Annotated in this window: 22 protein-coding genes; 10 read left to right on the top strand and 12 right to left on the bottom strand. The window is 57.3% G+C overall.

What is annotated here, in order from left to right; genetic code table 11:
• Positions 1-143: 143 nt before the first annotated feature.
• Positions 144-344, bottom strand: a complete 201-nt coding sequence (locus tag M1R55_RS28000; RefSeq protein WP_249396491.1) for a hypothetical protein — start codon at positions 342-344, stop codon at positions 144-146.
• 344 nt (positions 345-688) lie between these two features.
• Entirely contained in the window at positions 689-988 is a 300-nt protein-coding gene (locus M1R55_RS27995; RefSeq protein WP_249396490.1) for a helix-turn-helix domain-containing protein, read from the bottom strand.
• A 138-nt stretch (positions 989-1126) separates the two neighbouring features.
• Here M1R55_RS27995 and M1R55_RS27990 point away from each other — a divergent pair, with 138 nt between their 5' ends.
• Positions 1127-1672, top strand: coding sequence for a hypothetical protein (locus M1R55_RS27990; protein WP_249396489.1), 546 nt, complete (start codon positions 1127-1129; stop codon positions 1670-1672).
• A 104-nt stretch (positions 1673-1776) separates the two neighbouring features.
• Here the strand turns inward: M1R55_RS27990 and M1R55_RS27985 are convergent, their stop codons facing one another.
• Positions 1777-2064 carry a helix-turn-helix domain-containing protein gene (locus M1R55_RS27985; RefSeq protein ID WP_249396488.1) on the bottom strand — a complete coding sequence of 96 codons (288 nt, stop codon included), beginning with the start codon at positions 2062-2064 and terminating at the stop codon, positions 1777-1779.
• A gap of 1410 nt (positions 2065-3474) precedes the next feature.
• Positions 3475-3999, bottom strand: a complete 525-nt coding sequence (locus M1R55_RS27980) for a hypothetical protein (RefSeq protein ID WP_249396487.1) — start codon at positions 3997-3999, stop codon at positions 3475-3477.
• A gap of 709 nt (positions 4000-4708) precedes the next feature.
• Here M1R55_RS27980 and M1R55_RS27975 point away from each other — a divergent pair.
• Genes M1R55_RS27975 through M1R55_RS27965 form a run of 3 tightly spaced genes read left to right on the top strand, consistent with a single transcriptional unit; the run spans position 4709 to position 8837 of the window.
• Complete coding sequence (locus tag M1R55_RS27975; RefSeq protein ID WP_249396486.1) at positions 4709-6058, top strand: hypothetical protein; 1350 nt, start codon at positions 4709-4711, stop codon at positions 6056-6058.
• On the top strand, positions 6055-8184 hold the full coding sequence (locus M1R55_RS27970) for a site-specific integrase (protein ID WP_249396485.1): 2130 nt from the start codon (positions 6055-6057) through the stop codon (positions 8182-8184). Before M1R55_RS27975 ends, M1R55_RS27970 begins: the two co-directional genes overlap by 4 nt.
• On the top strand, positions 8181-8837 hold the full coding sequence (locus tag M1R55_RS27965) for a hypothetical protein (protein ID WP_249396484.1): 657 nt from the start codon (positions 8181-8183) through the stop codon (positions 8835-8837). The genes M1R55_RS27970 and M1R55_RS27965 overlap by 4 nt, the downstream gene beginning before the upstream one ends.
• A gap of 270 nt (positions 8838-9107) precedes the next feature.
• Here the strand turns inward: M1R55_RS27965 and M1R55_RS27960 are convergent, their stop codons facing one another.
• Positions 9108-9254 (bottom strand): hypothetical protein, encoded by a 147-nt coding sequence (locus M1R55_RS27960; protein WP_249396483.1) that lies wholly within the window; start codon positions 9252-9254, stop codon positions 9108-9110.
• 186 nt (positions 9255-9440) lie between these two features.
• Between M1R55_RS27960 and M1R55_RS27955 the strand changes: the two genes are divergently transcribed.
• Positions 9441-9872 (top strand): hypothetical protein, encoded by a 432-nt coding sequence (locus M1R55_RS27955; protein WP_371827343.1) that lies wholly within the window; start codon positions 9441-9443, stop codon positions 9870-9872.
• 379 nt (positions 9873-10251) lie between these two features.
• On the opposite strand, the gene M1R55_RS27950 is transcribed toward M1R55_RS27955, so the two are convergent.
• The 5 genes from M1R55_RS27950 to M1R55_RS27930 form a co-directional block, all read right to left on the bottom strand.
• A complete protein-coding gene (locus M1R55_RS27950; RefSeq protein ID WP_249396481.1) occupies positions 10252-10449 on the bottom strand; it encodes a hypothetical protein in 198 nt (65 codons plus the stop codon).
• A gap of 130 nt (positions 10450-10579) precedes the next feature.
• The gene (locus tag M1R55_RS27945) at positions 10580-12019 is read right to left on the bottom strand and encodes a hypothetical protein (RefSeq protein WP_249396480.1); all 1440 of its coding nucleotides are present in this window, start codon (positions 12017-12019) and stop codon (positions 10580-10582) included.
• Between the two features lie 299 nt (positions 12020-12318).
• Complete coding sequence (locus tag M1R55_RS27940) at positions 12319-12579, bottom strand: hypothetical protein (RefSeq protein WP_249396479.1); 261 nt, start codon at positions 12577-12579, stop codon at positions 12319-12321.
• A 327-nt stretch (positions 12580-12906) separates the two neighbouring features.
• Positions 12907-13185 (bottom strand): hypothetical protein, encoded by a 279-nt coding sequence (locus tag M1R55_RS27935; RefSeq protein WP_249396478.1) that lies wholly within the window; start codon positions 13183-13185, stop codon positions 12907-12909.
• Between the two features lie 1403 nt (positions 13186-14588).
• Positions 14589-15512, bottom strand: a complete 924-nt coding sequence (locus M1R55_RS27930) for a His/Gly/Thr/Pro-type tRNA ligase C-terminal domain-containing protein (protein WP_249396477.1) — start codon at positions 15510-15512, stop codon at positions 14589-14591.
• A gap of 974 nt (positions 15513-16486) precedes the next feature.
• On the opposite strand from M1R55_RS27930, the gene M1R55_RS27925 reads away from it, so the two are divergent.
• The 4 genes from M1R55_RS27925 to M1R55_RS27915 all read left to right on the top strand — a co-directional run bounded on the left by M1R55_RS27925 (position 16487) and on the right by M1R55_RS27915 (position 21005).
• Positions 16487-17656: a hypothetical protein gene (locus M1R55_RS27925; protein ID WP_249396476.1), complete on the top strand. Its 1170-nt coding sequence runs from the start codon at positions 16487-16489 to the stop codon at positions 17654-17656.
• Positions 17657-17981: 325 nt separating this feature from the next.
• Positions 17982-19439, top strand: a complete 1458-nt coding sequence (locus M1R55_RS27920) for a ThiF family adenylyltransferase (RefSeq protein ID WP_249396475.1) — start codon at positions 17982-17984, stop codon at positions 19437-19439.
• On the top strand, positions 19436-19981 hold the full coding sequence (locus M1R55_RS32510; RefSeq protein ID WP_371827337.1) for a Mov34/MPN/PAD-1 family protein: 546 nt from the start codon (positions 19436-19438) through the stop codon (positions 19979-19981). The genes M1R55_RS27920 and M1R55_RS32510 overlap by 4 nt, the downstream gene beginning before the upstream one ends.
• Complete coding sequence (locus tag M1R55_RS27915) at positions 19947-21005, top strand: SAVED domain-containing protein (RefSeq protein ID WP_249396474.1); 1059 nt, start codon at positions 19947-19949, stop codon at positions 21003-21005. The genes M1R55_RS32510 and M1R55_RS27915 overlap by 35 nt, the downstream gene beginning before the upstream one ends.
• 23 nt (positions 21006-21028) lie before the next feature.
• Here M1R55_RS27915 and M1R55_RS27910 read toward each other — a convergent pair whose 3' ends face one another.
• Both M1R55_RS27910 and M1R55_RS27905 read right to left on the bottom strand, forming a co-directional pair.
• Entirely contained in the window at positions 21029-21592 is a 564-nt protein-coding gene (locus M1R55_RS27910) for an IS3 family transposase (protein WP_249396473.1), read from the bottom strand.
• Between the two features lie 295 nt (positions 21593-21887).
• Positions 21888-22196, bottom strand: a complete 309-nt coding sequence (locus M1R55_RS27905; RefSeq protein WP_249394272.1) for a transposase — start codon at positions 22194-22196, stop codon at positions 21888-21890.
• A 130-nt stretch (positions 22197-22326) separates the two neighbouring features.
• Between M1R55_RS27905 and M1R55_RS27900 the strand changes: the two genes are divergently transcribed.
• Positions 22327-22662 (top strand): SAVED domain-containing protein, encoded by a 336-nt coding sequence (locus M1R55_RS27900; RefSeq protein WP_249396472.1) that lies wholly within the window; start codon positions 22327-22329, stop codon positions 22660-22662.
• Positions 22663-22718 lie beyond the last annotated feature (56 nt).

Below are 22718 nucleotides of genomic sequence, written 5' to 3'. Positions count from 1 at the left end.
ATGGGAGAGGTGACATTCGCTAAACGTGAGTGGGCTGGGAGATGATTTGGGGACGGGCCGCAGCAGTCTACGAGCATGGTTCGGCAGGAGTAGGGGAGAGGAGAAGGGTGACCCCAGCACCGCCGATCAGAGCATGTCGGTATTCAGTCCGGTCGAGTGAGGCTAGGCAGCGGGAAGGGAATGCCAGCACGCAGACGTTCGGTCGTGAGAGGACCCAGCTTCTGTCCAAGCTCCGTGGCGCGCGCCAGCGTTTGCACACGGTTTGCTTCAAGTTCTGGAGAACGCGATTCAGGTTTGAAGATGGTGTCGAAGTCCGCCTGGGACAGAATAATTTTGCGCATCATGACCTCCGTGATCATTCTTCTGTGCCGTGACCCCTGGTGAGAGTGGTGCTGCTTGCCCCTCTGAACAGTGTGCAGTGTCGGGAGACGTTGTTGGCTCCAACTTCCTGTTAAGCGGCAGGGGCGAGCTGCTCGGAGAGGTCACCACACAGGGCTGGAAGCGGAAACAACGGAGCAGTGAGGTTAGCTGTCACCAAGCACTTGAGTCATGAGGGACAAGGTCAATTTGGAGGAAGGTGTTCCTCTGCCTGCAAGCTCTGTGACGGGTGTAGGCAAGGCGGGCAGACCAAGCTGTCGACCAGATACTGGTGGTAGAGACTGAGGCAGTGGGAGCGGAACCTGGTGGGTCAAGGGGAGTCTTTCGGATAGACCTCAGAACTGTCTTGAAGGAGCGTCCAGAGCGGGAGACCCAGTCCCTTGGCCAGTACGGAGGCGTTGTCCATGGTGATATTCCGCTCGCCCCGCTCCACGCTGGCAATGTAATTCCAGACCAGGGATGTACGCTCGCCGAGTTCTTCCAGAGTGAGACCCTGCCGGCGTCGCTCCTCACGCACACGCAGACCAAACAGGAGCCGGTCTCGACTGGGTGAAACCCGCAATCCTGCCATCAGCACAGCGTCGGGTAAGGCTGAGTTTGAGAACAGCACGTATACGTGCTATACGTTGGAGACAGAATCTTTCTGAGCACCAGAACTGAACCAGCTTGGATGCTGCAGGGTTCGCTCACGTCTCACCCACTCCCCCTCATACGTGTTCTTTGGCCCTACCCGCTGGAGGTTTTGCCCATGCGCGCCCACACCCGGCTCTTTGCTCAACCCTCCCGCAGTTCCAAAGAACTTCAAGACCTCGAGCCGATCACCACCATCATGTTTTCCCCGTCCGCTTGCACGCTGCTCACGGACCAGCTCACGGTCAAAGGTCAATCTCAGGGCGGGCTACTTTTCGGCACCAGCGTGGGCGAAACGCTGCACGTCGCTTTCGCCAGCGGCCAGGGACATCCCTGGTGGACCAGTCCACCTCCGGCCTATCCCCACATTGATGCCCGGTACACCCTGGGTTGGTCTGAGGCCATTCAGGCCACCAGTAAAGGGCAGTACGACTGGGTGGGAAACTGGCTCGCTTACTCAGACAGTCGGCACCGGGAACTGCACGAAGACTTGGCGTTGCTTCACCTGGGACTTCAAGACGGACTCTTCGATGACCGTCACGCGCTGGTCATTGCTGGGATGGAAAGCGGCTATCTCTATGTGCATGCCTACCTGTATGACGACGGCCCACTGCAATTGGTGGCCAACGGATTGGCGGGTCCCTTGATCACGAACATGCCCTGATGGCGGTCAATTCAGCATGCAGCTGAAGCGTGATGGAGAAGTTGATTAGCTGAAGGTCTAAGCTTCCGAGCAGGTTCAACTCAGTTGAAAGGACATCCCGCCCGTTATTTGGACGAATCTTCTGGCAGGCCCAGCAGCCACCGAACATCAATCTGAAGAGCGTTGACCAGTGCAATGATCTCAAAATCAAAGACGCTGCGTTTGCCCAACTCAATGCGCGTGAGGGTGGGTTGGCCCATCTCAAAGCCGGCCTGTTGTTTGATGCGTTCCGCGAGAGCTTGGAGCGTGAGCTGCTGACTCAAGCGAGCCTGCCGCAGACGGTGACCGATGACATTGCTCTTCTGCACCGATTCGGTGTTGGTCTGACGCCGCAGTGCGCTGGCCCGTCTCACGGCGCGACTGTAGCATGCAGTCTGAAGACGGTGATCGGCCTAGGCAACAGGAGGCGAGTCAGACGTTTTTCCACCAGTTCAATGCGCTCAAAGCACAGGCAGTTGAGGGCGGTATGCAGCAGGGCTTGGGAAGAGTGCCTGTGGACGGCATAAGGCCAGGGCTGACGCAGCAGGGCAGTTGGCATTGGCAGAAGCATCCGGAGTCGCTCGGCCACTCTAGGAGCAGGTGGGGCGGGATGAAGACACCGATGCCAGCATCACGGTCTCCCAGTCACCTGGTTTTAACCTTGGTCTGGATCCATGACCTCAGCGAACCCCATGTCCGAGTCACCGTAGCTGGGTGTGACACTGGTCTGGCGCAACGCCGCCCCTGGCTGAGATGTCTGCTCCGCAGGTATCAGGGCCATGAGGTCGGAGGGGAGAGGACCATGGAAGGTGGAGCGTCCAGTACGCTGTCGCTACGGCGGATAATGGGCTTCCTTTCTGCAGACACGTTCGGCCGGCGGGTCAACTGGGGAAGACCAAAAGCTAGATAGGTGTGCAGCGGCTGCAGACTGACCAGACGTGTCATCGCGTCACTCCGACTGTCTCCGCCGCCTCACCCTCGGGAAGTGGAGCCTGACCACTGAAATACGCTTTACTGCGCCACAGAATCGTGGATCCTGGTCATCTGTATTGGGAGGGACACTTGCATTCACCCGGCTGCTGGGTGTCCGTCCTATCGTGAAGTGATGGCAAGGCCATTCGACCCGCGAAGGGTTGCGGCGGTGAACATGCCAAGGGCATGCAGCAGTTGCCAGAGTGTCCTATAAACAGCTTCAGGAGTGCGGTATCAGGACGGGCCGGACGGAGACCTGATCTTCAAAGGCAATGCAGCACCTCCGATTTGAACCAGTATCAGTAGATTCAGGGAGACTGGCGCGAATTTCTGAAGTATCGTGCCCCATTCGCTGGCGGGCCAGGTGAATGCTGCCCGTAGGAGATCACGCTGGATTTGCGGGACAAGCGGCATAGGCGTGGCGCGCAGTGAGTGTCGTGGTCGAGCAAGGAGCGCGAGGCTGATCAGGCGCGTCATGCCGTCGTGCAGGGTAATCTAGGCGCAGCGTTCCCCTTCTGGCAGAACTTCAGTGAAGTAGGCAGGCGTTATAGGGTCCCTCCTGATTGCAGAACAACAACATCAAGGCCTGCCGCACGTTCTCTGGTGAACTGTCCCACCCACCGAGTAGGCGGATAGCGGTGGCATGCGCGGAGGAGTGGGCAAGGCGTGCCGGACAATGACCTAAGCGCTGGCGTTACAGTGGCTGGCCACCTTCAGAACGGCGTGGGGGAAATGGGGCCAAGTCGCATCTGCTGCAATCAGGAGCAGCAGTGTGGGATGAGCATGGTCCGGGTCTTGGCCAAAGGCTGAGATCATGAACGCGCGTCCAGCGTCTTGGCTCGGTGCACGAGGCCGTCGCGGTGAATCAGCGCGAAGACCTGCTCGCTGCGGGCGTCGCCGCTGACCCAGGGAAACGCGAGGTGGTCAATCGGAGCGTGGCGGGCCAGTTCCCGGTGGGGACGACGCCACCAGGCGCGGATGCGGGGAGAGGGCAGGATCAGGCGTTGTTCATCCATGGCGGCCGACAGCGCAGCGAGGCGTGCATTGACAGCAGGCGAGAATTGCCCTTCGGGGAACTGGAGGATGAAGGTGGCCAAGGTAAGGCCCAGGATGCGGCTGAGATTGTCAGCACCGAGGAGACCCAGGGGGTGGCGGAGGAGTTCAGTGGTGGACTTCACCACAGGTTGGGGGGGCTCGGGTGGAATCTGCGGAATGGGAGTAAGCCGGGCGAGTGCCACGTGATTGTGAACGATCAGCAACTCTTGTCCTGTTGAAAGGGTGTGCAGCACCCGCTGGATATGCCGGCTGAGTTCGTGGATTGTCACGATCTGTGTCATTCGCCATGGCCCTCCGCCTAGAAGCAAATCAACGAATATGATTTATAATCATATTTGAAATCGGTAGACTCTGTCAATCTGGCTCCATGACCTGCCACGCCTCTAGGAAGACGGCCGATCAAGACCACTCGTTAGGTGCCCGATGTCACGGAATCAGAAGCGGCTCATAGATAGGGCTGAGCCCTTCGGCCATCGAAAGCTGAGCCGTTCAGGGGGCATCTTGTCGATAGTTAAGAATGACTAAAGAATAATGAGCAAAAATCGGAGATTTCTTCTATGCCTTACAACTTATTTTTCTAACCACTTCACTCATCTTTATTTTACTAATCAATGTAACGCATAAGGGCATTCAATTCATCGTAAGTGTGAAAGACGCACCAACTCTTCTATTGAAAATTCAATGAGTGTGGCAGGCTGCCAAGCTTCACTCTAACTTGATTATTGATCTGCAATACTGATCGCACCAGAGAAGGCAAATGCCAGGAAAATGTAATTAAACCGTTGCTCCTATCAAAAGAGGAGCAAAAGACCGCTCAGTCTATCCTTTAATAAATAAAGGGAAGGATATTTAACTTTTTGGCGAGGAAAAGAACTACAGGAAGATTGGTTTATTTCGATTGAAAGATCTGAGAGAACATCTCTCGCCAGGGACATCGTCACTGTATCTAACGGGGCGCCTGGATCGGGCACTACACCATATGAGGATCAGATGGACACACCAAAGAAGCCCTATATATGGGATCAGCCGCGCCTGACCACAGTAGGCGGCAGCCTCTTGGTTTATACCTCGGGGGCAGTGTGCTTCACGCTGAGCGATATCGCCAACGCTCTCGCTGAGAACCACACCGAAAAAACAGCCCGTCGGTGCGTTACGTTGGTGCACCAGATCAACCGTGCCGGAGGATCACCAGATTTTGCCTGGACGGCACCGATCTCTGAAGTCCGCCGGGCCATTGAGCAGGTGATGACACAACACTACGGCGTGCGCCTCCGGGTCGGTGTCCTGACGACCCATCTGCTGTGTGAGGGCACCACCAAGCCGGCGACGATCATTGCGATCCTGACGTTCCTCAAACAGGCGTTTGCCGCCATAGCAGCTCTCGGATTGCGGATAGACCAGCCCATGGAGACGGTTCGGTGTGCCCGCGCGCAACTGAGCCGCTACAGCTTTGTCCAGCGACAGGTCACCCTCTATGACGGCACTCTCAGTCGAACACCAGTCGGGTATTACCGAGTTCAGGCTGGAGTCGTCATTCCGGTCGGGATACTCGACAATCCCGGGTTACCGGAGTACCTGCGCGCCCGATACGTGGCCGCCAGGCTGAAATGGCGCGATGTTGCCATCATCGAGAATCTTCATGCTTCCGGCGTACGCGTAACAGAGGGCGTGGAGTTGACCTGGGCCAGTATCAACCCGGCGGGCCTGGACGCCCCCATGCGGCTGCACACCAAGGGGCAGGGGCGGGTGCCGCGCAAACCCGTCGTGGCCAGCGAGCAGACCAAACACGCCATGACACGCTATTTCCTCACGGAACAACCGGCCCACGATCCCCGCTATCCGGATTTTCTGGTTTGGCTGCGCAAACGAGCTGCGACGCACGCGCGCTACCTGCAATACCTCCACGCCCGGCAGATCGATCCCAGCACCGTGCCGGTGTTCTGGAGCGAGCGGAAGACACCTTACAACAGCGCCGCGTTCTGGCAAGGCGCATGGAGCAAACTGCGTAACGGCGATGCAGGACACCTGCTGTCCGAACAAATGATCGCCTCGCCCCACCATCTCCGTCACTGGCGTATCAATGTCGACCTCGACGAGTTGCAGGCGAAGTATGCTCACTCCGAAATCCAATTGATTGCCGCGGCGCTCGAATACGTCCGGGTGATGGGCTGGCGATCATGGCGCTCTCTGATCCATTACGACCATCGCGGCCTCATTACGTTCCTGCTGCAGCAACGGGATCAGCGCGGAGGGCCAGCAGAATCAGTACCAGTCCAGCACGGCATCCGGAATCGTCTCAGCGAGCAGGGCCTTTTGCCCGTAGCCCTGGGGGCCGGGTGATCGCTGATCTGGCCGCCGCCCTGGATCCCGTCCTGGCTGAATCCGTGGACGCGTGGGGCACACCTGGAACGCCATCGCCGCCGCCCAGCCTCATCAAGGACCTCCACGCCTCCATGCAGGCTCACGAACCTTGGTTTGCTCCACTGGTGGTGTATCTGCTCGAGAGTAAGTGCAGCAAGTGGGCGTCGAGCACAGTGCGGCAGCTACTCCCTGTTCTCCGTCAGGCATGGATCGCTCAAGGTCAACCCATCAACATGACTGAAATGATCCTGAGTGGTGACCGATTGAGCGACAAACACCGCGCCGTCACCAGAAGGATAGGGCAAGCAATTGACCGTAGCGTCATGGCAGGCCAAGCTCCCCGGGCGCACCGGGAAATCGCACGGCTGTTTTTGCCTGAGCAGTACCTGGAGTCGTTCGGATGGCGAAATTTCAATGATCTGCCATACAGCATCGTCAGGCTGCTGATCAGCCGCAGCCATTCCACTGCAGATCATGTTTGTCCCGACTACCGCGAATTGGCTGTCTGGTTGCATGGACTCCAAGATCGGTGGCTCGCCACGACCTGCGCCTCAATTGCCGCGGCCATGCTCGGCGAGCAGCGGTCAGACGGCAGCGAACGCTACACCCCGACAACCATCAAAAAGACTGCAAATGGGGTGCTGTCCCTGCTGCGTGCCAGCCGGGACGAGCGTCACCCACTGGGAACAAGCAGCGTGAGCACCTGGCTGAACGCGTACATGGCGGGTGACTATGGAGGCCCCCCGCAAAAGGCCTCCCGCGTTCAGCAAGCCCGTTGGTACGATATCGCGGCGCAGGCCCAAATTCGGCTGATTACAGCTCATCCGCAGCTCGCCAAACAGTTGAGCCCGTGGATCCTCCCGCCGCTGGATTCGACATTGGATTCCGCCCATATCGCGGCAGCCCGCCGGGAGCAGCAGGAACGCCGGGAACGTCAGATACAGGCGTTTATGCCGCATGTCCTGCCCCTCCATCTGGTGGTCGAGTCACGCGCGTTGGTGTTCAGGTCTCTCCACGAGTGCTACACCCAGGAGAAGCTCCACTTCGAGAAGGGGGGCCGCGTCCCACGACCGTACGCGGTGCCCCTTCCCGACGGTTCAGCTACACTCCGGTTCAGATTGGTCACGGTGGCCACACTCAACCAGGAGGCTCGTCAACAGGGCATCCTCGACCGCATTCCAGGCCGCATTAAAGATCGCTCGCTTCTCGCCGATCAGATCCTGACCGAATACCTCGGTGCATGGGACGCCGACGGCAACGCGTTATCACTTCCATTTTTCGTACCTCTACACGAGGCCTGGTACGACGAAACCGCGCGAAAAGCATTGACCCTCACTGGCCACAGGGCCTCTGATTTCGAGCGCTGGGGGTCAGCTGCGCCACTCGGCTCGCTGCGCACCCAATGCCAGGCGTATGCACAACAAAGCCGGGCGGCTGGACGGACGCCCAAGGTGCTGCTGGACATGGACGTGTTATGTGCGGGCGTGGCGTACGGAGCGCTTTACATCCTGGCTGCTTTAGAGGCCGGTCTGCGGATCCACGAACTGCAACAGTTCCGGGTCGATGCAGGGTACTCCGACGTGGTGGAAAAGCGCTTCAAGTTCACGGTGTATCCAAAAGGGCGAAAGCGCAGTAGAAGTGCGCCCGTCCCCCATGACTTCCCACCTGAACTCTCGCCCTACGTCATGGAGGCCATGCGACTGCATGAGCAGCTCTGGCCAGGCTGGTCAACCACCATGCCTGAACGGGGAGCAGTTCTGGGGCTCACAGAGGGAGAGTATCTGTTCTCTAAAGACAAGTGTGGCATGACCCAGCATGCCCTGCTCAGCTTTGCTCGCCATGTCTCCCTTGGCGTGCCGATCGTGATGGCAGATGGTGAGTATCTTGTGCAGGCTGGCCACATGTACCGGTATATGTGTGGTCGCATACGCGACCAGCTGGGCGACTCCATCGATGAAATTCAACAAGCATTCGGTCACCAGACATCTGCGATGACTCGCATATACCTGGGCAGCAAGGTCAGCCGCATGGCTACCTTTCTGAAGCCCCAGCGCTCCTTGACCCTCTGGGAAGCGCTGCAAGTGAATTTGCCGGAGGACATATGAGCGCACCTGAACCGAAGGCATCGCCCGATAGCGTTAGCTGTATCCAAATGGCACTGGCGGTCATGACCCAGGAACAAGCCAAATTGCCACCAGGTGAACGGAAATTTCCAACCTCAGAAATTCTCAGACGCGCGGCGCAGCTCGACTCGAGGCGGCCTGACTCGAAACCCTTTGCCCGGGCCATCCTGACTCAGAATCCAGAAGTGAGGCGCCTCGTGGCGGAAGCCCGGGGGGAAGATCTCTCGCTCGAGCTCACGCCTGACTTCTCAACATTCGCCAGTTGGCGCCCCCCGCGCAGCTTCTCAGCCCAGGCACAGGCGCGGCGCCGTCGAGAGTACACTGCCAAGGCGCGCAAATCCCTCGCAGAACTGGTCGTCGGCCTAGAGGAACTCGAACAGTACTTTCAACGCAGACGCCAGCTGTTCTCGGCCATCGGGTGGAACGACGGCCCGTGGCCAGCCGACCACTCCTACCCAGCCGACCCGTTCCAACCCTCCCCGAACGCGGTGATTCGCTACGTGAAGTACTGGGGACGTACCCGCAGGGCGATGGCCCTACAAGCTGTGCGCCTCGAAAAGACTCTCGCAGAACACATGGCGCACCTGAACCAAATCGATAGTATATACTACAAACAGCGAAAAATGACCAGATAGTGAGGAGAAGCAATGAGCACCTCAACTAAAATGTTTAGAACGAGATTAGTCTTCTCAAGCAACGAAAATCACAAATAGCTATGATTTTAGATAACACCGAGAGCTTTGAAATCATTCTCCGCTGATACAATGCCGTCCTAGCCGGGTCGTATCCAATTAAACAAATGTGGCTCTCATCTTATTTCGTGTGCTGGACTACGAATTTAGCAGTTGCTGATTGAAAATCGGGCATTGACTATCTAGTGAAAGCGAGGGCGATATAGCCCTTCTTCAAGGCGCTAAAAAACCGAATGGTGCTTTGGCGGACTGGCTGATCAGTAGTGACCTTAATGTCGGGCCACCAACCAAGGCCAGCTCCTTCAGGAAAGGTTTGAGCGCCTGTGCAGCCTGATCCATGAGTGCGATCGGCGTGGGCATCGGCACCGCCTGGAGAGTTGGCAGACTTTGACCCAGCGCGGCCGCCAGTTCCCCGCCTGTCCTTGGCTCTTTCTAACTGTAGGCGTTCGAGCGCCTGAATCCTTCACTCTCTGTCTGATGCAGCGCACTTCAAAGGGCGCTTTGTTCATGGCACGATGGAGTGATGAAGTATCAAAATTGAGTGAAGTGATCGCGCTGCTCGACAATCCGCAGCGGAGCGATCGTTTTGTCAAGCACCTGAAGACGGCGGTGCGGGAGGGTGAGATTGACGCGGTGTATCTGCCGGAGCGATTTCCCCTGCCCAAAGAGTTTCAGCGCCGTGGTGCAGAGGGCAAGTCCCAGCGAAGCGCCCGAGAAATGTTGATTGAAGTCACGCCTGCCTTTGAGCGGTGGCTGGTGGAGACCAGTGTCACCCTCGCCCGCCGCCGGAACGTCCGCACGGTCGTGAGCGCGCAGAGCATTGAGGCGGGCGAGGTGGACTTTAGGGCACTTGCCGAAGCGACCCGGCGCCAGATGCAGGCCAGCTACGAGAAGGGGCGGGCGCTGGGCTTGTCCCGGGGCAAAGCAACTCAACCCAAGGGCCGCCCCAAAGCGAAGGCTCCCGCACGCAAGAAATAATGATATTTGATCAACGGCTGAGCCCGATCAAGATTTTGTGGACGTGCTGGTTGACTTCAGCCGAGCGTCAGACCTATCAGGGGTTTGCGGTCAATCGCCTGATTGAGGGGTCCCACGAGAGTAGGAACAAAAATTCCCGCTAGGGACTTTGTCGTTTGATATTTGCGTGTTGTACGCGATTCGTCACACAACGAGATGTTCTGTCCAGCTGGGGTGTACCCCATCCTCACGCTCGTGCCGTGCGATCAACACAGCCTTTACTTGCCCAGTTGAAGCCCGTTTCACCTGAATCGGACACCTGTCAAGCCGGGTCTGAACGTCAACCTGACACTTTCCATCCTTACCGCGAATTTTCGTTCCAACTCTTGCGTGACCCCTATCAGATGGTTCCCCGTGGCCACGCGCCGCAGTACAGCGCCAGAGGACTGCGCATTGCCACCCGGCCCTGGCACAGATTCATTCTCGCGCTGTACTCGTCTACCAGACACCGGCGAAACTCCGTGACCCCAGCTAGATCGGCGTCCCAGTCGGAAGGGACGAGCACCAGCAAGAGCAGCTTGGCGGCAGCCGCTGACATGCCCGGCAGGTTACGCAACTACGCCGGGTGGCACCGTGATGGTCTTTCCGGACGCCCAGTCGGCGTCAACCGCTCGCCCGCACACTGTTCAAAAAGTGTTCCCACTCAGTCTGTTGGGCACCTTGCCGCATTATTGCGGCGAAGATCGACGTTGTGGGTAGCTGACACCGAAAAAGGAATCTGTGGTTGCCGCTCCCTGCTCCGACTCAGCCGATGGTGCAACAGGCAACGTGACCTTACTCCAGTCGACGGTTAGGGTGAGCGACGCAAGGGCGACTAGTAGTGCAACAGTCGAAATTACAGCGCCAATGCGTGCCACCTTGAGCCCCGTAATTGTGGCCTGCGTGCTCTGCTCGGCCGATCGAGCGGACATCAGGCTGTTCTGAATATTGACCCCCTCCTTGACCGTGGCCGCTTGCTGTCCCAGTCGCACACGGTACTGATCCACGTTGCGGATAACGCGTTTCAAGCCTTCTACTGGCAGGTCACGGCCGCTCAGGCTGATCTGGGTGCTTGGCCTCAGGATCATGCCGACGCCCTGCACGTGCTCCATGGTCGCGTCGTACGGGCCATGCAGGAACATGCGCGGGGACGGCAGCGGTCCAGTTGGCTTCCACCTGAAGCCACGCTGTTTAAGCCCTTCCAGTGAGGTGATCCACGCCCGTCCCGCCAGCAACACGTCCTCCACGGCGTCCAGCGTTCGCTGCATCTCACTGATTCTTCGCCAAGATTCGAGCAGCTTAGTCTGGTGCTGCCTCCGCTGATTGGGATCGTCGAGATTGAGGGGGAGGTCGTCCGGATTGACGGCTAGGCTCCCCGTCTGGTTCAGGGTTGCGCTCAAGATACGGGTCGTGAAGCGCAGGGTGAGGGTGTCCGCCAATATCATCGGGAGGTACTCGGTCAGGTCAGTCCCAACGTAGGTCTGAATGCTGGAACTCAGCGTGCTCTCACCGCTCATTACTAGGCCCGTGTCCGGCAGTTGATAGATAACCCCGCCGTAGAGTGGACGCGACGCCGGGAGGCCATGCCAGTTCCAGCCGAGTGCCAGTCGCTCGTCGTCGAGGTTCCACGCGCTGAACTCGTCTTGGAGTGCTTGGGTCACTTGCCGCGGGAATGAGTTGAGGCGCAGGAGCGCAGGCGAGAGTTGCTCAGGGAGCGTGAGCGAGGCGAGGATATGTACGCCGTCGGTCTGAATGATCCAAGAGCCCAAGTGCATGTCTGCAGGGAGGCCTGGCCATGCGACCGCCGGGAGCTGGTATTCCAGCCAGGACAGAGTGCCGAAGGGGTTGCGGTCGACCTGCAGCTTGGTGCCCTTCTTCAGGGCGAAGTCTCGAAGTTCGACCTGATTGACGGCGACGAAGTGTTGAGGCAGAAGGTGATCGAGGCTTTGTTCGGGGTACATGTCGGTGAAGTCACGAGTGAAGGCAGCGGCGGAGGCCGAGACGTCGGGCAGGTTCAACCAGTCCCACATAGCGGAGGCTTCGTGAACGGCGCTGATGTGTGCGAGGTAGTACAGCGTAGCGCCCGGGGTCGACCCCGAGAAGGACTGATCATTAGGAAAATCACTCATAAAGTTATCTACGCAGTGTGAGAAGAATAAGTTCCCGACCTCGAGAAACCATCGGTTTCTCCGGGCCGGGCGTCACAGAGTGTTGGAAGCACTGGCAGTACGAGACGTTGACCTTCCTTGTGGATGACCACTTACCGGGAATTTCTGTTCCAACTCTAGTCTGACCCCATTGACTCCGGTTCTTACACAAAGGCCAGCCCATCCTCTTCTGACCACTGAAAGCGTCCTGCCCGGAGTTCGTCCAGCACATGCTTGAAGTAAGTGTTCAGCTGTGGATACGCGGCTGCCTATTCTCCGCGCTAATGAAAATAGCTGCCGACTTCGAGAGTGCTCAGGTTGAGCAGCAGAGAATCTCCTGTACCATTGGAGAGCAGGGGCAGCCAGTCTGTACGCCAGGGTTCAGCAGCAGTGACACCATTGAGACCCTGATGCTCCCAGTACACTTCCAGCATCGTCTCACTGTCCAGCAGATGCCAGGTGTCTTCCAAGATCAGCCGGTGTGGGAAACCGTCATGCCACACAGACAGCGCCAGAAACTCATCAGGCAGCTCCGGGGACATACAGTTCTTAGGGCAGCCGCCTGCTCTGGCGCAATTGGCGGCGTCAGCTCGCCCACGGCAGCCCCGAACCACTGTTCCAATTCCGTCATGTATGAATCAAGCGTAATAGGATGGATGCCACCTCGGAGCAGAATGGCCTGAGCGGGGGGCTTCCGACCGCCGCCATGAACCAGAAAAGGCGACCCGAAGGCCGCCTTTGATCCATACACCCTAGCCCGGTATACAGTCAATGCATAGGACATGCATCACAGTTGCCTGAGCGTGCACCTGAACTGGGTTTTTCCTTGACCTACACGGCAGCAACAGGAGAGAGCCTCCCTCGCCAAGTCAGCGGTCAGACGGTTCGAATGCAGGCTGCTGCTTCGACCATGCCATGGCAGCCTGAAAATCTTCTGGCGTCGGTAGAACCAACTTGAACCAAGGGGAGGCGAACACCTCTTTCTGGTCTCGGTAAGGGGTCTTGGAGTTGAACGTCGTGAATCCTGCCCCCGGGCCACCTTCTTGGTTGACGACCAGGATGGTCAGGGGAGGGAGGGCCTGCTGGCGACAGAACTGAATAATGTTGTTGAGAACCGGGGTGAGGGCTTGATTGTTGGCATAATCCATCAGCCCACTGAGTTCCCCATACCGCACCATTTGCCGGTTATAGGCGCGGCCAATCAGATATTGCCACGCCTAGACTGCGCGCCAGGCCGAGCGTTGTCCAGTGCCTTCGGATTTGCTGTTGACAGCATCGTTGAATGTCAGAGACATCGCTCGCTGATCTAAGCACAGGCGGGACATCATCTTGTCGTCCCTCCTGTGCTGGAGAGCAGCACTTCTCTGGTGCCTGCAGAAGACACTACTGTAACTCCGAGTTTGAGACTGCTCTACTTATTTGAGGAATAAAAACCCAATGCCTTTATTTTTCAGCTTTCGCCTCGGCCCCCGCTTCAGAGAGGACGTTCGACAGCTATCTCTATTTGGCAATAACCTTCAACGCTTCAGCCCATGCGGCACGAGTCACCGCTTGGCGGCAAGATAGACCCGACGCCCCAACACCGACCTCACGTTTCGCTGCACTGAGAGCCTGAATTCGCCAACAATATCTGGACAATCTGCAAACTCTTCAGCTCAAGATTCTCACCGCCCACACCGTTCTAGATTGGCCTGTTCCTCGTCAAAGTCCCGCACGGTTCACTCTGGGTCTTCAACACCCAGGAGCGCATCCACATAGCCAATCCTTCCGCCCGCGCCCGGATAGGGCGCAGTTGTACATTGATTTTGAGATAGAGATTTATGCCGTACCACCCACGCCGGATCAGGCGCAGACTTGGAGATGACACGCAACATGTTTTTCAGAATGGGGTAAGGTGTCCATTGAAATGGCAGACCAACGTTACGTTTTCATTCGGCTCAGGCGAGTTGGAACCCGCCGTTATTCTACTCGCCAAGCCGGTGTCCAGTGCTATCGGTGGGATCACTTTTTGCGGTTTGAGGGCATTGTGAGTGTCGAGTTCTGTGCTGGAGTCCTATTGGGAGTCCGTTGACTTGCTTTCCAGTCTTCCCCCAACGCTGGGCTCTCGCTCCGGCTCCTGCTTCAGGAATGCGGAGGAGGAGTAGGTCAGAGACAAGGATATTAACAGCCTCGGCCTGAGCGGCAGCAGCTCAATGCTGGAATGGCCTGTGAATTGGGATTCGTCTGGAAGGGGAGTGGGCTGTGACTTCTATGCTGAAGGCTGGTGCTGTAACAGGGGGACAACCAAAAGACAACCATTTGTCTATCGTTCTGTTTTTCCACTGAGTTATTCCCTGAAATGACTGGATGTTCCGAAATCGGCACCCGTTACATCACACCATCAGCCCAGTGATTGGGAGTCCGTTGACTTGGAAGTGTCCTGTACGTCGTCCTCAGCCATTCAGACGGTGGCTGTGTTGCGTACTGGACATCTTTTTGTTCAAGAGTCAACAGACTCCCAATAAAGCTCAGCAAAACTCATGAACGCCACACTGCATACCCTCCCTCAAGCTCAAAGGGCGTCCAAAAGCCGTTGGCGAATGTCGACTGCCCACTGCGCTCTGTCCAGCAATTTCTCCTCACCCGTCTGAAGATCCTTCACCCGGAGCTGCCCAGCCTGAAGCTCCGTGTCTCCAATCATCACCGCGAGACGAAAGCCTTTCCTGTCCGTGTAGCGCAGCTGCTGCCCGAGCCGGTGGGGCTCCAGGTACACCTCCGTGTTCACGCCCTGTGAGCGCAGCTCTGCCCCCAGCCGGAGGGACTCGCCCTGATGTTCCGGTTGGAGCAGGGTCACCAACACCTGAGCGGTGGTTGAGGTACTGGCGGAAAAGACACCTGCCTCCAACAGGGCCGGAACAAACCGGCTCACCCCGATGGACAGGCCCACACCCGGAAACGTGCCCGTGTGAAAGTAGCCCACCAGATTTTCGTACCGCCCACCCGAGCAGATGCTGCCCAATCCAGGAAAGTCCAAAAGCTTGGTCTCGTACACGGTGCCCGTGTAATACCCCGGCCCCCGGGCAATGCTGAGATCCACCTGGAAGTTCGCTTCTGGTACGCCCAGATCCCGGAGGCCCGACAGAACGACATGGAGCTCGGCCACGCCTTGGTCGAAGAGTGCATTCCTAGCCTGCCCTGCCAATTCGCTCAGCAAAGCATCGGAAGCCAGATTGCTGGTGACCAGATCGAGGAAGGGGGTCAGGGTGTCCGGACTTACACCCAATGTAGTGAAGTCCTGCCGCACCCGGTCGATGCCGACCTTCTCCAGACGATCAAGGATCCGTAGGGCCTGTGGCACGGCCACTGGTGCCAGACCCAGGCTTTCGAAATATCCCTGCAACACCTGACGATTGTTGAGCCGAATGCAAAAGGGGCCAATATTCAAGCGGGTCAGGGCGTCGCTCACCACGGCAGGCAACACGGCGTCATACAGCAAACTGAGAGAGCCGCGTCCGATGACATCGATATCCGCCTGATAGAACTCCCGGTACCGGCCCGCCTAGGACCGTTCACCGCGCCAGACCTTCTGAATCTTTGCGTACAAAGGCATCTAACTGGCCGTTTGAATCGTCAGGCCCAGAGTTGTTGGTGCTGGCAGTATCCCGGGTGGGCCGGTTCCAACGAGCACTGACATAGGGATGCAGGTGGCTCAGCTGCTCAAAGTGTTCTGGGGCGCCCCAAAAGGCATTGGTCCGGAGATTCCCGATTTCATCATCTGGACGCCAGAAAAGCAGCCTGTTGTTGATCCTTCGTTGCGGATCCACCACAGCGCGGCAGCGACGGGCACAAGCAACCATGCGGGCGGGGTGGCCATATCGACAGCACCGCCTGCCCTACCACATGTTGTGCCTCATTTTAGGATTTGACGATTTCAGATACAACCTGTAAACTCATTGTACTGCTGTGTTCGTGCAGCAACCTACACCTCTGAAGCTCAGCGAGGTAATCCCTCGTAATGGGTGAGCATCTCCCCAATTCTGGTTTGGCTGCTTCAAGTGTGAGTTTCCTGTACTTCAGCCCACACTCCTACAAGACCCTTCCAGTTGAATTCCCTTCCGCGCTTGATGCGCTGCGCTGCATCTCAGACTTCACGCTCCCTGATTTTGCACGACAGGCGGTCACCAAGGGGTCATGTTTGAAGAACTCCGGTTGAGTGATGATGCTCCTACCCGACAACTTCTAACCAACTCTGCTCTCCGTTAATCTTGGAGACCACGATTTTGGCCCACACTTGTATCTGTCTCTCATATATCTCAGGCGAGACTTTCTAGTAAAGCGTCAAGACCTTCACTGCGCATTAGTCTTCATACTTGACTTAAAATTTATCTGTTGGCTAATTGTCAGGTTGTCATTATGCTCTACGCATGAGCAGCAGCGGTTCACTATTACCCGAGTAAAGGAGCAGACAGCATGACCCAGACCAGCTTTCAAACGCTCGCCAAAGAATTTGACGAGTTCGACCGGCTGATTCGACCCCTCAATCAAACGCTCAAGGCGGCCCAGCGCGCTCACCTTGATGTCAGGGGTCGGATTGGGAATGATGCAGCGCTCAGCGATCTTCATGTCGCCGACTTCTTACAGGGCAGCTATGCCCGCTACACGATGGTGAAGCCGGGGCTTGACGAATATGGCGATCTCAAGAAAGCCGACGTTGACATCGTGCTGGTGACCAACGTGTCCGAAGATGATTACGAGCCAGAAGACGTGTTGCGGATCGTTCTGAACTGGTTGGAAAAGGAATATGGCAAAGGATGCGCAGAAATCCAGTCGCGCTCTGTGAAGCTGTCGCTGCCAGACGTCGAGGTTGATCTGGTGCCCACATCGGCTCCTAGCGAGGCACAGAAGGCAGCATTACTGCGTTACACGGAGAATGCACTTCAAGCTGAGACCAGATCTGCGGATCGTAGCGATGATGTGCTTAACCCCGACGAGGTGTTTGGACCTTCAGGTCTGCCGGATGACCAGTGGGCGCTGGAGCCCCTCCGCATCCCGGACAAGGATGCACAGGAATGGCAGGACACACATCCCCTGGCCACCCTCGAATTCACGGTAGAGAAGAACAGCCACTGTAACAAGAAGTTTCTCCGCGTCGCACGCGCGCTCAAATGGTGGCGCCGCCAGGCCGCTCAACAGCCTGGCGCGAGCAAATATCCCCGCAGCTACCCTATCGAGCACATGGCGGGAGATCACTGCCCAACAGATTTCAGCTCCATCGCCGAAGGCCTGACGCGGACTTTTCAGAACATGCGGGCCGCATATGGCAAGTTTTACCCCCACACCAAGGCGCCCATGCCGCCGCGAGGACTTGATGGATCAGAGGCCGACGTCCTCTCCCGTCTTACCCAGGAAGACTTCAACGCCTTTTACGAGGAGTTGTGTACCGCGTCCGACCTGGCGATGAAAGCGTTGACGTGGGGCAACCGGCGAGAAGCAGCGCAGATGTGGCGGGAGATTCTCGGCGACGAATTCAAAGTACCGCCAGCGCTACCAGCGTCAACGACTACGGCAGCGGCGGCAGCGGGTGGCTTCGTGGAACCCAAGGCCCCACCAGCGGACTATCCTTGGGGCCGTTTTGGGTAACGCGGTCGCTCAGCCCCAGCTTTCTCCAGACCTCCTGGCTGGGATTAGGACTCTCGAAGACGTTCCGGACTTCACGCTGACCGGATCATGGTCGCGGGAAAAATCAGGTTGGTGGTCCGTGTTGTGTAGCGTTCGGATTGATCAGGGCAGCGAGTATGTGGACCAGGTCACGCACTGGCACTTGGCTGTCTCAGAGCATTATCCTCTGGGTGCGATCAATGTTTTCCGCGCGGCGAACAGCGGCGTCCGTGGTGAATTCCCACATGAACTTAAGCGCCACCAACCCTGCCTGATCACACGGGCACAACCCCTTGGTCGGTGGGATATGGATCCAGAGCCGACCGACGCCTATAGCCGCCTGGCCTGGCACGCGTTGCGGTTGGTACAGTGGGTTCAGAAAGCGGCGCGGGGAGATCTCCTCCGGCCTGGTGACCATTTCGGCCATCCCTTGATCCACGAAGCAAACATCGACGCGAAGCGTTCCATCAACACCCTTGAAGACGAGCACTCTCTTGTCTTATGGAAGAACCACGGAGGGCAGCACGGTGAGGTCAAACTGCTCAACGACCTGGGCGGCCACCAGTCCTCCTTCGCCGTCGAATTCACCAAGCAGGGGAAGCATATCTTCACGCCCCCCTGGGGCACCTGGGTCAGCTCGCGAAAACCGAATCAGGCAGCACAGTGGGTGCTGCTTGAGCGTCCTCCGTTCCTTCCCCCTTGGGGATTCCCAGCCACATGGGGCCAGCTGCGTGGCGCTCTGAACGACCAGGGCGTGAACCTCGATCCCCTGCTCCGTCGCGCCATCGCCTCCGCGTCAACAACCAGGGGAATGCCACTGCTGCTGATAGGCTATCCGGTACCGAGCGTGATTGATGGCCCGGATCGCCGGATCCAATGGCAGGCCTGTGAACTTCCGTCTTATATGGAGCTGTCACGATCCAAGGGCTTCCGGAACACGCCCGACAGTTGGTGGCTGAAAGCCAAACATGACATATTTGGCAACGCCGGCCCAATCACGTGGATGCTCGCGCAGCCGCACCAAGCTGAGGAACTGGGAAGTCGCGGCTTTCTGCCAGAGTCTGTGAGGACGCAGCGTTACGTGGTGATTGGGGCTGGGGCGTTGGGCTCAGCAGTCGCCGAGCACCTTGTCCGAAGTGGAGTCACCTGCATCAGTGTATTCGATGAGGACTCGATTCAGACGAAGAATCTGGTCAGGCACATGCTCACGCTCCGGGATGTGCCGAGAAAAAAGTCCATGCAGGTGACTGAGCGGCTTCAGGCAATCAACACCCTCGTGAGCCCCACTGGCTTTGACGAACGGTATCCCCCTCAGAGCGTCGCCGGTCGCCAGGCGACGCAAGCAGCTGATGTGATCATCGACACCACCGCCGAGGCGTCGGTCATTGGAACGCTCGGTGGGCAGCGCTGGGATGCACCTAAGGTGATCATCAGCCTGTCGCTCGGCTGGAAGGCGCAGTCACTGTACGCCCATGGACAACGCACCACTCGCTTCAAAATAACAGCCTTTGACAAGGCTATCTTGCCGCATGTAGCCGTTGATGCGCTGGCCGACGCCAACGAGCCGATGCCCATGGAAGGCATTGGCTGCTGGACGCCAGTCTTTCCCGCGCTTCATACAGACGTTCAGCTGCTCGCCGCGGTCGGGGCCACTTTTGTCCGGGAATTTGTTGAGGCAACCGACACCGAACGAACCAGGGTGTATCAACAGCGTTATGGGCCACAGGGTTTTGAAGGCGTCACGCTCCGAGACCCGCAGCCATGAAAGCAGTCTACTTCTTCCAGTCGGAGGATCAGCGCTTCGCGGTAACGATGACCGCTCAAATCGTTCGGACGATGCTTGATGAGGCTACGCGAGCACGCGGAGCAGAAACGGATGGCATTCTCGTGGGGCGCTACAACAGTCGGCTGAACACGGCCGTCGTCACAGGTGCGCAACCACCGCCTGCGGACTCGCGAGGAAGCCGATTGACGTTTGAGCGGGGCGTAAGTGGTATGCGCGAGCTCCTTCTCCGGCTCTGGAATGGTCCGCTTCGGACGTATTACCTTGGGGAGTGGCACGCGCACCCAGGGTTCAACGCAGAGCGGAGTCCAACTGACGACGCCACCATGCAGAGCCGAGCATTACGTGAAGGCTTTAATTGTGAGGTACCGGTGCTGGTAATCCTGGGGGATTCAGGAAGCGACTGGCATTTGCAAGCCTGGGTATACAGGGAAGGTCAAGCGCCGATACCACTATTCGAAAAGAAATCAGCACCAGAGGAGGTTCAACATGACAGACCCCAACAACGCATCAATGCTCAATAGGAAGCAGATGGGCGGAATTCATGCAGGCAAAGGTTTTAACGCCCAGCTCGCCTATCTCTGCATCAAGTTGCTCTACTGGTGTGTAGATCCCGACTTCTCGCATGCCATGAATGAGGGGGCAGATGATATCAACCTGCTGTTCGAGCGAGGCGGGCAGCGTGAACGACACTACCTGCAGCTCAAGGATCACCAGGTCGATAGGCCTGAATTTCTAGAAGTTATAGAGCAGTTTAAGGCTATGCATGCTGCCGACCCTGAAATAGTCAGATTTATCCTGGTGGCTAGAACTCTGCATGACGACGTGAAAGCAATCGAAAGGGCTTTAGCGCGCATCAGGGGGGCACATGCTATTCAAAAGGAGACGAAAACAGAAGAAGATACGATAAATCATCTTGATAAATTACTAACTGGGTTGAAGCTTCCAGCAACTGCTGACTGGGCACTGCAATATCTTGATATTGAAGACAGTATCCATATTCGCGCTTGGCCGGATTCAATTCAGACGCTCCTCAATGAATTTGTAGGCCAGACCCAAAGTCTCCAGGCCTTTGAGAACGCGATGAGACCAGCGCTTGTCAGGGCGTTTGAGTCGATACAGTCCTTCGTCACTGTAAACCTGGGCAATGCATTCTCTCGTGAAGACGTCTTCCAAGTTATCCGCCGGGCGGTAGATGAATTCGATCAGAAGACTCAGCTAGAGGGGCTCGGCATTTTTCTGGACGCTTGGGGTGATCCGGACGCGCGAGCCCGTGAAGCGCACGACGCCATCATTGACTGGAGAGAATATTTTGACCGACAGACCCGAAGCATTCCACCAGTCGAGACATGGACAGGGGTTCTCCAACCTGAACTAGCGGAGTTGCAGAAGCGGTTTCGGGCATTGGGTATCAACCGGCACGTCACCCTTCGCGGTAACGCTCCGCTGTCTGTTGGGTTGGCTGTAGGGGCGGCGTTTTCTGCTGTCAAAGCCTATAAGCTCACTATCATCCAGCGTGAGGACTTGTGGGCATCAAATGAGCCCTGATATTGCAATGCCTTCGTGGAGGATCAGTTCAGTGTGGCGCGGTGTTGCTCAAAGCGAGTCGGTGAGCGGTACCCCAAGCTAGAGTGACGACGCTCGCGGTTGTAAAACACCTCAATCCACTCAAAGACCAGATTACGTGTGTCAGCGCGGTTTCCTTGTGCTGTGTCGAGTTCCAGTTCCAGCTTGAGGGTGGCGAAGAAGCTCTCCATCGCCGCGTTGTCCCAGCAGTCTCCCTTTCGGCTCATACTTTGGAGCGCCTGGAGGCGCTCCAGTGCTTGTCGATACTCGCGACTCGCATATTGAATTCCCTGGTCCGAATGATGGAGCAATCCTTGTCCAGGACGCCGAATCTGCTGTGCCATGTCCAGCGCAGCGACGACCAACTCGGTCTGCAGGGTGGCCCGCATGGCCCAACCCACGATTTTGCGAGAGAACAGATCCATCACCACAGCGAGGTACATCCAGCCCTCAGCCACGGGTAAATAGGTAATATCCGTCACCCATTTCTGATTGGGTTGTTCGGCAACAAATTCGCGATTCAGTAGATTTTCGGCCACTGGGTGCGGGTGTTTTGAATTGGTGGTCACGCGAAATTTCCGCTTGCAGCGAGCCTTCAGTCCCTGCCTTCATCAGCCGAGTAATTCGTGCTCGGCTGACCTGTTTTCCTCGTCCACGAGTGCGGCTTGACACGAGGGGCACCGTAGGTGCCCCTACTGACTTGATGAATGGTTCGAATGGCCTCGGTCAGAGCGACGTCTTCCACCCGATAGCAGTTTTTGGGCCTTCTCCACCACGCAAAATAGCCACTGACCCCGACACCGAGCGTCTTGCACAGCCGCTCAATGCTGTACTCATGCCGATGCTGCTCAATGAACCCGTAAATTAGTGGTCTTTGGCGAAGAAGGCCAGTGCTTTTTTCAGAATATCGCGTTCCTGACGGGTAATTTCCAGCTCTCGTTCTAGCTTCTTGAACCGCGCTTCCTGCTCACTCAACGCGGCGACGCCGCGTCCGGTGAATTGGGGGCGGCCCACCGCCCCTTGTTGCTCGTGATGCTGTTTCCAGCGTACGACTAAATACGGTGGAACACCCAAGTTGCGGGCGATCTCAGCGCAGCTTTTCTGGCTGCTGATCACCAGACGCACGGCTTCTTCTTTGAACTCGGCGGTGTAGTGGTTTTTACTGGCGGTCATGTCAGTCTCCATTGTCGGTCAGACTGAACTCCTCCTCCACAGAACCCTAGCAAGATCACCCCCCAGTACGGCGAAACTACACTCACCTCAGGGATTAGAGCTGTTGGACGAAGGCGGGACTGGGTTATGTGTGGAATTAAGTGCCTTGCGGGACGTACGACGGAAAGTTGATGTATTCAAAGCGGAGACGGGTACGCGCTTCGCCGCACGTCTGGAGCTAAAGCAGCCTGATCCCATTGATGACTGGAGTGCTGCAGACGCCACCGCCTTGATGAACAGCGCACGCCGAATAATCAAGGCCGTGCACGATGAGCATGACTTTGGCGAGATCCACCTGTTTTTCTCAGTGCCTTTAGGAGCAGCAATTCTCTTGGGTCATGGTTTGAACAGTATGGGTATTGTCCAGGCATATGAGGAACAGTTGACTGGGGGCTATGCACCCAGTTGTCGCCTTGATCTCCGGTAGGGCCAATCTGAAAGTTGGAAGAGCGATCACCCTACATCTATGAGAGGGAGTTTCTG

Source organism: Deinococcus sp. QL22 (assembly GCF_023370075.1).
GTDB lineage: Bacteria > Deinococcota > Deinococci > Deinococcales > Deinococcaceae > Deinococcus.
The sequence above is the reverse complement of the archived record's forward strand: the minus strand, read 5'-3'. Positions and strand labels throughout refer to the sequence as shown.